Origin of the sequence: Butyricicoccus sp. OF10-2 (assembly GCF_003481925.1) — a bacterium.
GTDB classification, from domain to species: domain Bacteria; phylum Bacillota; class Clostridia; order Oscillospirales; family Butyricicoccaceae; genus Agathobaculum; species Agathobaculum butyriciproducens.
Map to the genome: position 1 here is coordinate 77,622 of NZ_QUMC01000006.1, position 13,568 is coordinate 91,189.

At 55.5% G+C, this 13,568-nt stretch carries 9 protein-coding genes; 5 read left to right on the forward strand and 4 right to left on the reverse strand.

The genetic code is table 11. The annotated features are described in order from the left end of the window. Window positions 1-14 precede the first annotated feature (14 nt). Window positions 15-1,172 carry a Gfo/Idh/MocA family protein gene (locus DXB00_RS05195; protein WP_118729810.1) on the forward strand — a complete coding sequence of 386 codons (1,158 nt, stop codon included), beginning with the start codon at window positions 15-17 and terminating at the stop codon, window positions 1,170-1,172. A gap of 84 nt (window positions 1,173-1,256) precedes the next feature. Here DXB00_RS05195 and DXB00_RS05200 read toward each other — a convergent pair whose 3' ends face one another. After that, window positions 1,257-2,414 (reverse strand): DHHW family protein, encoded by a 1,158-nt coding sequence (locus DXB00_RS05200; RefSeq protein WP_118729811.1) that lies wholly within the window; start codon window positions 2,412-2,414, stop codon window positions 1,257-1,259. Window positions 2,415-2,427: 13 nt separating this feature from the next. Beyond that, window positions 2,428-3,804 (reverse strand): MBOAT family O-acyltransferase, encoded by a 1,377-nt coding sequence (locus DXB00_RS05205; protein ID WP_118729812.1) that lies wholly within the window; start codon window positions 3,802-3,804, stop codon window positions 2,428-2,430. 206 nt (window positions 3,805-4,010) lie between these two features. Between DXB00_RS05205 and DXB00_RS05210 the strand changes: the two genes are divergently transcribed. The 4 genes from DXB00_RS05210 (at window position 4,011) to DXB00_RS05225 (ending at window position 8,425) form a co-directional block, all read left to right on the forward strand. Further along, window positions 4,011-4,232 carry a hypothetical protein gene (locus DXB00_RS05210; protein WP_117487955.1) on the forward strand — a complete coding sequence of 74 codons (222 nt, stop codon included), beginning with the start codon at window positions 4,011-4,013 and terminating at the stop codon, window positions 4,230-4,232. Further along, entirely contained in the window at window positions 4,187-5,350 is a 1,164-nt protein-coding gene (locus DXB00_RS05215) for an S-layer homology domain-containing protein (protein ID WP_119214595.1), read from the forward strand. Before DXB00_RS05210 ends, DXB00_RS05215 begins: the two co-directional genes overlap by 46 nt. Window positions 5,351-5,497: 147 nt before the next feature. Then, the gene (locus tag DXB00_RS05220) at window positions 5,498-6,817 is read left to right on the forward strand and encodes an MATE family efflux transporter (RefSeq protein WP_118729814.1); all 1,320 of its coding nucleotides are present in this window, start codon (window positions 5,498-5,500) and stop codon (window positions 6,815-6,817) included. 840 nt (window positions 6,818-7,657) lie between these two features. Further along, window positions 7,658-8,425, forward strand: a complete 768-nt coding sequence (locus DXB00_RS05225) for a tRNA threonylcarbamoyladenosine dehydratase (protein WP_118729815.1) — start codon at window positions 7,658-7,660, stop codon at window positions 8,423-8,425. Between the two features lie 44 nt (window positions 8,426-8,469). On the opposite strand, the gene DXB00_RS05230 is transcribed toward DXB00_RS05225, so the two are convergent. Beyond that, window positions 8,470-8,886, reverse strand: a complete 417-nt coding sequence (locus DXB00_RS05230; RefSeq protein ID WP_118729816.1) for an acyl-CoA thioesterase — start codon at window positions 8,884-8,886, stop codon at window positions 8,470-8,472. 528 nt (window positions 8,887-9,414) lie between these two features. Continuing rightward, on the reverse strand, window positions 9,415-13,146 hold the full coding sequence (locus DXB00_RS05235; protein ID WP_199677295.1) for a phosphoribosylformylglycinamidine synthase: 3,732 nt from the start codon (window positions 13,144-13,146) through the stop codon (window positions 9,415-9,417). Window positions 13,147-13,568: the final 422 nt, after the last annotated feature.

Sequence of the window (13,568 nt, forward strand, 5' to 3'; positions counted from 1 at the left end):
GGGAGGAACATAAGATGAAGAAATTACGCGTTGGTGTAATCGGCATTGGCGATATCAGCAATGTTTACCTGAACAATCTGAAAAAGTATGACACAGTCGAGGTGGTGGCGTGTGCCTCACGCGGACTGGAGAAGGCACAGCGAAAGGCGGCAGAGCACGGTATTCCCAAGGCATACGCCTCTGGTATGGAGCTGATCGCTGACCCGGATATTGACATTATCCTCAATCTGACGACGCCACAGGCACATTATGAGTATAATCTGGCAGCCTTGAAGGCAGGCAAGCATGTCTACACGGAGAAGCCGCTGGCAATGACGTTTGAGCAGGGCAGGGAGCTTGTTTCGCTTGCTAAGGAGAAGGGACTGCTGATTGGCTGCGCGCCGGACACCTTCCTCGGCGGCCGCTTGCAGAACATCCGGGAGCTGATCGACAGCGGCAGACTGGGCCGCATCACGGGCGGCGGTGCGTGGTTTGTCGGTCACGGGCACGAGTTCCACCATCCGGCTCCGGCATTCTTCTATCAGCCGGGTGCGGGCCCGCTGTACGACATGGGGCCGTACTACGTCACCGCGCTGCTCAGCCTGCTCGGCCCGGTAAAGCGCGTTTGCGCAATGGCCACCAAGGCAGGAGAGACGCGCACCGTGCCGTCCGGCCCGAGCAAGGGACAGGTGCTGCCGGTGGACGTGGATACTCATATCAACGCAATTCTTGAGTTTGTGTGCGGCGCACAGGTGACGCTGACCTGCAGTTTTGACGTCTGGGATTCCGAGCTGCCGCGTATGGAGATTTACGGTACCGAGGGAACCGTTCTCATTAACGAGAAGGACCCGATTTCCGGTCCTAATCTGTTCGGCGGCGATACGCTCATGCGCACGCCCGACCAGTACCGCTGGGCGGATGCCGAGCGCTGTCCGGAGAACGTAAACGCGCCGTGGCCGGTCGTGCCGAACAGCCATCCGTACAATTCGGTCAGCCACGCCGAGAACCCGCGCGGTATCGGTCTGGTGGATCTCGTCTACGCGCTCGAGGAGGGCCGCAAGCCGCGTGCCTCCGGCGAGATGGCGCTGCATTCGCTTGAGGTGATGGAGTGCATCCTCAAGAGTGCACATGAGCACGTCTTCTGTGAGCCAACAACTACATTTGAGCAACCGAAGCCGCTTGATTGGCAGTAATTGAAGTAAAAGCCCGAGAAGAATTTTCCGTTCTCAATTGCACCGCATGTCTACCTGAAAAAGACACCCCAAGGGGTGTCTTTTTTATTCCGCAAGTCCCATCGTGCCGTTGCCTTGGGTGGTGATGCAGGTCAGATCATCGCGGACATACAGCACGACATCAGGCTGATATTTTGCGATATAGTCGAGGATATTCTCGCCGTCATAGTGACGGTAATCCAGACTGCGCATTTCATCGCACGAGGTATACAGGATACCCTCTAAGGGGTTCGTGAACGAATCGCCGACGACAAGCACGCGCGGCAGACCGGGACGGTTTGTCTTGATAATGGTTTCGCCAATGTCGCCGCCCATGTAGTAATCGTACACGTTGTTGAAATTCTCATTGACCACCGTGCTGGCAACCGGCTTGCCGTTATCTTCTCGCGTAAAGGGTACGGGTGTGCCGAGCGTGAAGCGGTACAGCTTGTCATCCGTGGGGTACTCGCCGAGCAGCTTGCGGGAGCGGGAACCGAGGAACGGCCGCTCAATCTGCTCGATGGTCACATCGGTGGTGACAGGTGCGTCTATGCCGAGCGTCTGCAGGTGCTCCATAGTGCGCAGATAGGTCTCATACGCGCCGTAAAAGTTGTAGTGATGGTCGGTTTTGCTGTAATATTTCTCCGAATCGGTACAGAGATAGTCCGCCATGTTCAGGCAGTCAATGCCGCGCGCATCCAGTCCGGCGAGGAAGTCCGTGCGCATGGAATCATCCGTGTAGGTGCCGGACGTGAGGTATGACGGATATTTGTACCGCAAAGCACTGCTCTGCTCGGGAATGGACAGATAGATGAACTTTGCACCGACAGTCTCACACGCCGCGCTCACCTGCGAGAGCGCATCCAGTACGGTCTGCATATTTTCATGGTCATAATCGGTGCGCGGCTTGCCGTGATAGGGCAGCAGCGTATCGCCTGCGATAACCGTGTTGCTGACGACCGGATTGTGCAGCGCAAGCTCTTTGCGGACGTTCAGCCGCAGCAGCGGAACACGGCAGGCAAAGTGGTCGCTGATATAGGTCTCTACATCGGAGAAAAACGTGCCGTCCAGCACGGTCTCGACGCTCGGCACCGGAAAGACCGCCAGCCTGCGGTTTTCGTAAAACGAGCCTTTTTCCTTCGGACTGAATACGCTGACAGCCGAAAAAACGGCCAGCGTACCGCAGAACAGCACGGTTTTGACAATATGCTTCGCGTTTTTCATGTCTCAGCCCTCCTCAGAAGCGGAAGTAGATAAATGGGTTGTAGCTGCTGGCGAGCAGGCGCATCAGGCACAGTGTGAACAGGACAGCCAGCACCGGAAACTCCAGTACACGCCAGATACGGGTGGACTTGAGACGCGGGAACACCGGTGCGGACAATACAACACCGAACAGCAGGTATGGCCAGAACCGCAGCAGATATTCGATTACGAACCGGTTGAGCGGCACCGCCGAGGTGAACATGCTGCCGAGATACTGCACTGCCAGTCCCATCGAATCGCTGCGGAAGAACACCCAGCCGATGACGATAAAAAACAGCGCATAGACATGCTGCAGCACGGACGGCAGGCGCGTAATCCATCCGGCGAGGAATTTCTTTTCCAGAATGAGCAGCACGCCAAAGTACAGACCCCATGCCATAAACGTCCAGTTGGCACCGTGCCAGAAGCCGGTCAGCGTCCATACGGCAAGCAGATTGAAAATATGCCGTGCGGGCGAGCACCGGTTGCCGCCCAGCGGAATGTACACATAGTCGCGGAACCAGGTGGACAGCGAGATATGCCAGCGGCGCCAGAACTCGGTGACTGACTTGCTGATGTACGGGTAGTTGAAGTTTTCGAGAAACTCGAAGCCGAACATTTTGCCGAGACCGATCGCCATATCCGAGTAGCCGGAGAAATCGAAGTAAATCTGCAGCGTATAGCCAATCGCGCCCATCCACGCACCGGCAGCGGACAGCTCGCTCGGTGCATATTTGAATACGCCGTCCGCAATCTGCGCGAACACATTGGACAGCAGTACCTTTTTGCTGAGCCCGAACAGGAAGCGGCTGATACCCTCGGAAAACTGCGCAAACGAGTGTTTTCGCACGGCAAGCTGCACGTTGACATCGTGGTAGCGTACGATCGGGCCTGCGATAAGCTGCGGGAACATGGAAACGTATAGCGCCAGCGAAAACGGATCGTGCTGCGGCGGAACCTCCCGGCGGTATACGTCAATGACGTAGCTGAGCGCCTGAAAGGTGTAAAACGAGATGCCGATCGGCATGACAATGTCCGGCACCGGAATACCCAGTCCGAACAGGCTGTCCGCCGTGCTGATGAAGAAATTGAGATACTTGAACACGCCCAGCAGGCTCAGATTAGCGATAACGCACAAAATGAGCAGTGGTTTTCTGTATGTACTGCGCATGGACAGGCCGAACAGGTAGTTCATCAGTATCGAAAAAATCAGCATGCCGATCAGCCTTGGCTCTCCGTAGAAATAAAAGAACAGGCTGAATAAAAGCAGCACCGCGTTCCGCACTCGGATAAATTTCTGCGGCACGATATAATAGCAGAACAGCGCCGCCGGCAAAAAGAAAAATAGAAAAATCAGACTGCTGAAAACCATGTAGCAAACATCCCTGTATGGTAAAATTGCTGTCAGAAAGGCAAAACAACCGACAAAAAGCACCTTTAGTTTACCATGTTCTGCGCGGATTTGCAATCATGCATCAGATAGCCGCATCGTTTCTGAATTGTTGTTTACTTTTCCTAAGAACCATGCTATAATAAAGAAAATCTATTGGCTTTTTCAATCAAAAGGAGGAAGATAATATGAAAAAGATGAGAATCGCACTGGCATCCATGCTGGTTGCTGCCGGCATTACGGCAACAGCCGGTGCGGCGAACTTCACAAACTGTGCGGACCGCCTGAAGGACGTGGGACTGTTCCAGGGCACGAATCAGGGTTACCAGCTTGACAAGGCACCTACCGTGCCGAGGCTTCGGCAATGCTGGTCCGCCTGCTGGGCAAGGAGGCTGAGGCGGAAAAGCTGACCTACACCGCACCGTTTACCGATCTGAAGGGCTGGGAAAAGCCGTATGTGCAGTACCTGTACGATAACGGCCTTGCCAACGGCATGAGTGAGACTGCCTATAACCCGACCGGCAAGTGCTCTGCACAGATGTATACCACGTTCCTGCTGCGCGCACTCGGCTACTCGGATGCCAAGGGCGATTTTACCTATGCCAAAGCACTGGATTTCGGTGAGCAGGTTGGCCTGGTGGACGATGTCAATTGCAGCACCAAGAATTTCCTGCGTGACAACGTAGTTGCAATGAGCCTGACCGCGCTTGATACCGATGTCAAGGGCAGTGACAGCATTCTGCTCGATAAGCTGGTTGCAGACGGTGCGGTTGACAAGACCAAGGCTGCTTCTCTGGGCGCATTTTTCGCAGACGCGGACACATTCAACACCGCTGCGAAGAACACCTCGGCGGAGTCCAAGATGGCTATGGATATGAACATCAAGGCAAGCGTTAAACTCGGCACCACCAAGCTGCTCGATATGTCCATGCCGATGACGATTAAGGCCGATATGAACCTCAAGGAGCTGGACAAGTCCGTGATGGCATTTGGCGGCAAGCTGAACATGACGATCGACCCGTCTTTGGCGAACAGCGGCGATACCAGTATTTCGCAGGATATTAACTATTACTTCACCAATGGCACTTACTACATGGATATGGGTGCACAGGGCAAGTACAAAATGGCGATGTCCTTTGATGATGTGCTGAACGGCATGGAGATTTCTGCTATGAACAGTTCTGTTCCGGTCAGCGCGATCGAGAGCATTACCAAGGGCAGCGGCGGTATGACCGTTAAGTACAACATGAACAGTGTCTTCAGTTCCGACCTGTTTGACGAGCTGCTCGGCGGCATGCTGGACGGTGTTTCCATCAAAACCCGCGATATGAATGTTACCGCGAAGGCAGTCAATGGCATGCTTACCGATACCGCGATTTCCGGTACGGTTGATATTACAGCAGAGGGCGAGACCATCAGCGCAACTCTGAACGCAGCCGCTAAGGTAACCGCTACCGGCGATGCGGTTAAGATTACGCTGCCGACCGATCTGAGCAGCTATGTCGATCTGCCGACCGAGATTAACTGACGGCTTGACAATTCCGCATCTTTTATGATAAACTTATCTCACTAAAATTTGTGTGGATTTTTACAGCATCTCAAGATGTTCTTTTCGCCGCACGACCGGGATTCCGGTCGTGCGGTTTTTTATTTGCACAAAAGGGAGGAACCGAACGTGAACCAACGCTTTATGCGGGAAAAGCCGATACTGCCGCTGCTGCTCTCAATGGCGCTGCCGATGGTGGTTTCCATGCTGGTGAACTCGCTGTACAACATCATCGACAGCCTGTTTGTTGCAAAAATAGGGGAGGACGCGATAACAGCGCTGTCACTGGTCTATCCGGTACAGAATTTGATAAACGCGCTCGCTATCGGCTTCGGCGTGGGCATTAACGCAGTGATTTCGTATCATCTCGGTGCCGGTGAGATCGACAAGGCAGACGCGGCGGCGACGCGCGGTATTGCGTGCTCAGTTGTTCACGGCGTAGTGAGCATGATCGTGTGCATCACCGTTATGCCGCGTTTCCTGCGGCTGTTCACGGATTCTGAGCAGGTAGCGGAGATGGGTACGCAGTACGCGTCTATCGCGTTCGCGTTCTCGGTGATTATCATGGTCGGTCTCGCGTTCGAGAAGATTTATCAGGCGATGGGCCGCATGCAGGTGACCATGACGGCGCTGCTGTTCGGCTGCGTAACAAATATCGTGCTGGACCCGCTGCTCATCTTCGGTATCGGGCCGTTCCCGCGGCTCGGCATGCGCGGCGCGGCGCTCGCCACCGGCATCGGCCAGCTGGTAACGCTGGCATTCTATCTGGTGATATATCGGCTGCAGCCGGCGTCCGTGCATATCACACGCAAGGGGCTGCACGGCGCTCGAGGCATCACGGCACGGCTGTATGCAGTCGGCATTCCGGCAGCACTCAATCTGGCGCTGCCGTCATTGCTCATCTCGTGTCTGAATGCGCTGCTGGCTGAGCTCAGTCAGGCGTATGTGGTCGTGCTCGGCATCTATTACAAATTGCAGACTTTCCTGTATTTGCCTGCGAGCGGCATTATTCAGGGCATGCGTCCGGTGATCGGTTACAACTACGGTGCGGGTGAGCGGGAACGCGTCAGCCGTATTTTTCAGGTAGCGCTTGCGCTGTGCGCGTGCATTATGATGATCGGCACGGTGCTGTGTCTGGCGTTTGCGTCTCCGCTGATGGCGCTTTTCACCGAAAATGTCCGGACGGTGGTCATCGGTGCACATGCGCTGCGCATTATCTGTGTGGGATTTCTTGTTTCGGCGGTTTCGGTTACGGCATCCGGCGCACTGGAAGGACTCGGAAAGGGTACGGCGTCACTCGTGATTTCGCTGTGCCGGTATACCGTGGTCATTCTGCCGATCGCGGTCGTGCTGTGTAAGATGATGGGTGCGAATGGCGTTTGGCATGCGTTCTGGGTGACGGAGTTTATCTCGGCAGGAGTGGCATTGGTCGCTTGGAAGCGAGTGTAACTACGCTGACGCCGCGCCCGCGCGGTGGGCAAGAGGGTAGACACCTACGGTTTCTACCCTCTTAACTCCCGTTTCCCTTTGTTTCCGAGTCTGGCGCAGACCAGAGATCGGCGACCGCTGCGAAATAGGGAAACGGAAGAGGATTTTTTCTACCGTAGGAGAGCACAGTGTGCTCCCATTGTTTTACCTATTCGCAGTGTCAGATCGTGTTCTGCTACACAGGTCGGCTATTCTACGCTGGGTGCGGCATGACAGTGCCGCACAATTTGTTAGCGCGTTATGATAGATAGGGCCTGCGAAGATAAATTGTACCGAATGCCTAAATTCGTAGGTGCTATGCGGTATAACGTGTTAAAGAATTGCGCAACACGGGTATCCCCCAGGGGACCCTCTCTTGCCCTGCGGGCAATTCACCTTGTGTTGCGCCTGCGTGGATTTAACCGTATGTGTAGCAGTACGCTGTCTGTGAACTGCGAAAAGGCGGAGAAAGACACGCAACGGTAACCCGACTGCCGTTCCCCTTTTCGCAGCGGTCACATGTCGGTAATCTGCGCCAGACTATCCAAGGGAAAGGGGTGATTCACAAGAGGGTGGAAACCGCAGGTGTCTATCCTCTTGTGCGCCCGCGCGGCGTCAGCGCACGTTCCCGCGCTCCGCAGAGCGCAACTCCCCGCTGAGGTTCAGCGAAAAACTTCCCGCCCGTCAGGGACGAAGACGCTTGCGCAGTTCGTGTGTCCCGGTCAATCGGTGCAGGGGAACAACAGCTTTCCTATTGACACAGTAGGCATTCCCCGTTATACTTATAACTAAGCGAAAAACTGAACGAAAGGGAGAAAAAACTTGCTCAATCAATTTTCGAGAACCGAGCTGCTGCTTGGCAAGCAGGGAATGGAGCGCCTGTACAACGCGCGTGTTGCGGTATTCGGCATCGGCGGTGTAGGCGGCTACACGGTAGAGGCGCTGGCGCGTTCGGGTGTCGGCACACTTGACCTCATCGACGATGATAAGGTGTGCCTGACCAACATCAATCGCCAGATCATCGCTACCCGCAGGACGGTCGGTCAGTATAAAGTAGAGGCCGCTGCCGAGCGTATTCACGATATCAATCCGGAATGCAAGGTCAACATTTACAAAACCTTTTACACGCCTGAGACCGCTTCTCAGTTCGATTTCACCCAGTATGACTACGTTGTGGATGCGATCGACACCGTAACCGGCAAGCTCGAGCTGATCGAGCAGGCAACCAAGGCCGGTACGCGCATCATCAGCTGCATGGGTGCAGGCAACAAGATTCACGCCGACAAGCTGGAAGTGACGGATATTTATAAGACCTCCGGCTGTCCGCTCGCGCGTGTTATGCGCTATGAGCTGCGCAAGCGCCGCATCCGCAAGCTCAAGGTCGTGTACTCCAAGGAGCCGGCTATGACGCCCATCGACGATATGGCGATCAGCTGCCGCCAGAACTGCATCTGCCCGCCGGGCACTGCCAGAAAATGCACCCAGCGCAGGCAGGTTCCGGGCAGCACTGCGTTTGTGCCTGCTGTTGCGGGTCTTATCATTGCAGGCGAAGTTGTTAAGGACCTGACCGGCGTGGAGAATAAAGGATAACACAGGCAAAAACCGTCATCTCAAATGCAGAGATGACGGTTTTTTTACTCTTTGACAGTATTTGCAGCCAGTGCCGCGTCAAACTCCGGCCAGCACCGCTTGAGGATAGCCGGTTTGCCCTCGGCGTTGATAAAGCAGTGGCGGCTGTCGCCGGTACAGCGTAGCGTGCCGGTTGCCTTGTCGTAGACATCATAGTGCAGCGTCATGCGCACGCCGTTGTACTGCGTGATAGATGCTTCGATTCGCACGGTTTCGCCGAATTTCGACATGGTTTTGTACTGGCAGGAGACCTCCAGCACCGGACCGCTGTAACCGGTCTCTTCAATGCGGTCGTAGCCAAAGCCGAGCTGCTCGAGCAGGTCCACGCGCGCTTCCTCGAACCAGCGGATGTAGTTCGAATGGTGGACGATGCCCATGCCATCGGTTTCATAGTATTGGACTTTGTGCTCACAGGGGTTCATAAAAATACCTCGTTATTGGAAGAAAGTGAGTTGCGAAGTTTTTTGGATTGCAAGTTTGTTCTTTGACGTTAAAGAATATTTGGATAGATCATGAAAAGACAATTCATAGGAGCTGTTATAGAAACCACGCTCTGTATAAATTTCTGTTGTAGGTGCTCCTGTTATAAATAATCAAGATTATTGAAGGAAACGGCACAAAGATGCGAACAAAATGAGTCGTTCGCATATACAAAGATCAAGCATTCGTGACTATTGACAGGATCAAACTCGGTTCGATATACGCCGAAAGAAAGTCTATTTCGTTGGCAAATATGAGCAAGATGACAATCAAGCTGTGAGAAATCGGTAGTCTCCAATACTATTGGGGAAATGCAGGAGTATCTCGTAGAATTTGCCGCCAATATGGGGATGAACTGATATATCCTAAAATGTCTTGCATGATGCGCTTATAGTATTTTTTAACCGCTTTTTCATATTGTATTTATTGATAGGAAAGCGCCCTCTCCGAGGGCGCTTTCTGCACAGGCTTTACTTAAAGTATTTCACGCCGTTTGCGAACAGCGGCTGATACTTTTCGCCGTAGATATTCTTGCCGACAAACGGGCTGTAACGCTCGGTGTGACCCATCTTGCCGAGCACACGGCCGTCCGGAGAGGTGATACCCTCGATCGCGCACATGGAGCCGTTCGGGTTCCACGCGATGTCCATGGACGGGTCACCGTTCAGATCGGTGTACTGGAACGCTACCTGACCGTTCTTGATCAGGTCGTCAATGATGTTCTGCGGTGCCACGAAGCGGCCCTCGCCGTGAGAGAACGCGATGGAGTGCAGGTCGCCGACATTGCAGGAGGACAGCCACGGAGACTTGACCGACGCAACGCGGGTGGTCGCGTAGCGGCTCTGGTGGCGGCCGATGAGGTTGAAGGTCAGCGTCGGGTCGTCGCCGGTCATCTCGTCACGGATTTCGCCGTAGGGAACCAGACCAAGCTTGATGAGCGCCTGGAAGCCGTTGCAGATGCCGAGCATCAGACCGTCGCGCTTGTTCAGCAGCTCGTGGATGCTATCCTTGATGCCTGCGTCGCGCAGGAAGGACGCAATGAACTTACCGGAACCGTCCGGCTCGTCACCGCCGGAGAAGCCGCCCGGCAGGATAACCATCTGCGCCTTACGGATGGAGTTTTCGAGCTGCTCAGCGCTCTCGCGGAGGGCATCCGCGGAGAAGTTGCGGACTACGACGATCTCAGCTGCGCCGCCTGCATTCTCAACCGCACGGGCGGTGTCGTACTCGCAGTTGGTGCCGGGGAATACCGGAATAACCGCCAGCGGCTTTGCGTTCTTGACCGCCGGAGCGGAAACATTGCGCTCGGTGAAGGAAACCTTGGTCAGATGCTCGTCGGAAGCAGCCGCCTTGGTCGGGAACACGCTCTCGAGCTTGCCCTCGAAGGCATTCGTCAGCTCGTCGATGGTGACGGACTCATCGGCAACCGTGATCTTCTCATCGTCGGTGGTATAGCCGACCAGCCAGTAAGCCGGGAGTTCGGATGCGGCTTCGATCAGGATGCCGCCGAAGTTCTTGAGGTACAGCGCGTCAGACGGGAAGGAATCGTCCATCTTAAAGCCAATTTTGTTGCCGAGCGCCATTTTGCACACGCCCTCAGCGATACCGCCGGTGGACAGCGCCCACGCGGAAACCGCCTTGCCGGACGCAATCAGGTTTGCGACCTCGTTCCACATGAACTTGAGCGTGGTGTAATCCGGCGTGCCGTCCTGATTGTACGGTGAGTCGAAGAAGTAAACCGGATGGCCTGCCGCTTTGAACTCAGGAGAGATCAGGCGGGAAGCGTCCTGCGGCGCGATGGCGAACGAAACCAGCGTGGGCGGTACGTCCATATCGTCGAACGAGCCGCTCATGGAGTCCTTGCCGCCGATAGCTGCCAGACACAGGTTCTCCTGTGCGGTGTACGCGCCCAACAGGGCAGACAGCGGCTTGCCGAAACGCTTCGGGTCCTTGCCGAGACGCTCGAAATACTCCTGGAAAGTGAGGTATGCGGTCTCAAAGTCACAGCCGGCAGCAACCAGCTTAGCTACAGACTCGATTACCGCGGAAGAAGCACCGAGATACGGGTTCTGCTCGGTGAAGTAGGGGTCAAAGCCGAATGCCATGACAGAGGCGGTTTCGCATTGACCGTTCAGTGCCGGCATGGTAGCCGCCATGACCTGCGTCGGGGTCAGCTGATACTTGCCGCCGAAGGGCATGAATACCGAGCTTGCACCGATGGAGCCGTCGAAACGCTCGACCAGACCGCGCTCGAGGCAGATGCCGAGGGTAGAGGCGTGGTTCAGCAGCTTTTCCTTTTCGGAATTGCCTGCCGGAGCGCAGGAGATGGACGGAGTCGGCAGTGCGCCAACCTCTGCGTCAACGTGCTTGGAGCAGCCATTGGTGTTGAGGAAATCACGGGAAACATCCACGATCTTAACACCGTTCCAGGTCATGCACAGGCGGTTCTTGTCGGTAACGGTGGCTACGACAACAGCCTCGATATTCTCCTTGGCCGCAGCCGCAATGAACGCATCGACGTCCTTTGCGCGGACAACGACAGCCATGCGCTCCTGCGACTCGGAGATGGCCAGCTCGGTGCCATCCAGACCGTCGTACTTCTTCGGTACAGCGTTCAGGTCGATGTCCAGACCGTCGGCCAGCTCGCCAATGGCAACCGAAACACCACCCGCGCCGAAGTCGTTGCAGCGGCGGATCATGCGGGTGACATTGCCGTCACGGAACAGACGCTGAATCTTGCGCTCCTCAGGCGGATTGCCCTTCTGTACCTCAGCACCGCAGGTCTCAAGGGACTCCTCAGTGTGCTTCTTAGAGGAGCCGGTAGCGCCGCCGCAGCCGTCACGGCCGGTCTTGCCGCCGAGCAGGATGACGATGTCGCCCGGCTCGGGTACCTCGCGGATGACGTTCTCCAGCGGAGCCGCACCGACAACAGCGCCGATCTCCATGCGCTTTGCGACATAGCCCGGGTGGTAGATCTCGTGTACGAGGCCGGTCGCAAGGCCGATCTGGTTGCCGTAGGAGGAGTAGCCCGCAGCAGCGGTCTGGCACAGCTTGCGCTGCGGCAGCTTGTGCTCGAGGGTTTCAGAGAGCGGCACGGTCGGGTCGCCCGCGCCGGTTACGCGCATTGCCTGATAAACGTAGGAGCGGCCGGACAGCGGGTCGCGGATCGCACCGCCGAGGCAGGTAGCAGCGCCGCCGAACGGCTCGATCTCGGTCGGGTGGTTGTGGGTCTCGTTCTTGAACATGAGCAGCCAGTCCTCGTAGTGACCGTTCACGAGTGCCTTCACCTTAATGGAGCAGGCGTTGATCTCCTCGGACTCGTCGATATTCTTCAGGTAGCCACGCTTTTTGAGCACCTTAGCCGCAATCGTACCCATGTCCATCAGCGTAACCGGGCGCTTGGCAGCCTTTTCCTCGCCGTAGACCTCCACGCGGGCAGCCATGTAGCGGTCAAATGCGTCCTGCACCATCTGATCTTCGAACTTTACGTCATCGATCTGGGTGAGGAAGGTGGTGTGGCGGCAGTGGTCGGACCAGTAAGTATCGACCATGCGAACCTCGGTGATGGTCGGGTCGCGCTTTTCGGTGTCGCGGAAGTAGGTCTGCAGGAACTTGAGGTCGTCCAGATCCATCGCCAGACCCATATTATGCAGCAGCTCAGAGAGAGCCGTCTCGTCCATGTGAGTAAAGCCGACAACCGATGCCACGCTGGTCGGGATAGCGTACTCTACCTTGAGGGTTGCAGGCTTAGCCATCGAAGCCTCGCGGGTGTCTACGGGGTTAATCAGATAACCGCGGATCTTGTCCATGTCCTCAGCAGTGAGCTCGCCTTCCAGAACGTAGATTTTAGCAGCGGCAACGGTCGGGCGTTCGCCGCCGGTGAGCAGCTGGATGCACTGTGCGCAGGAATCGGCGCGCTGATCGAACTGACCGGGCAGCGGCTCTACCGCAAGGATGGTGTGAGCGCCTTCCGGACGGGGGAAGTCCTCGTCGTAGCACACATCAGCCATAGGCTCGGAGAATACGATGCCCTTTGCCTTCTCGTAGGTCTCAGGTGCAAGTCCCTCTGCGTCGTAGCGGCAGAGATAGCGCACATGAGTCAGGTTTTTGATTTCCAACAGGTCGTGCAGGCTGGAGAACAGGCTGCGTGCTTCGACATCGAAGCCGTTTTTTTTCTCGGAATAACAACGATTGACGCTCATGATCGTGTTCGCTCCTTTATTGCATGATACATCTATTCTACCTTTTTCACGCAGATAAATCAATCGGTGAGGGCGACAAAATATTGTTGATTTCGATGGAGAAGTTTTCTATACCGTTAGAACAAATTAGTAATCAGGAATTAGCAAACGGTAATTGACGGTGTGGTGCAGCCTTCTTCTGGGGATAGCTCATTAAAAACGGAAACCGCAGGATGTGACAAGCTGCAGCAGTGGGAAGAAGATGAAACCGTGAGGTGATCTCCACTCCTCACTCTTTTCTTTCAATTTCCAAAGAGGTGTGATATAATGTAAGTCAAGAGGAGGGCGACTGTACATGCCGCCCTCGTATTCAAAAAGACGGCGCCGTGCAAACCGGTTGAACACACAGGCGCGTCTGGTATCAAATTATGCCGTGGAACACT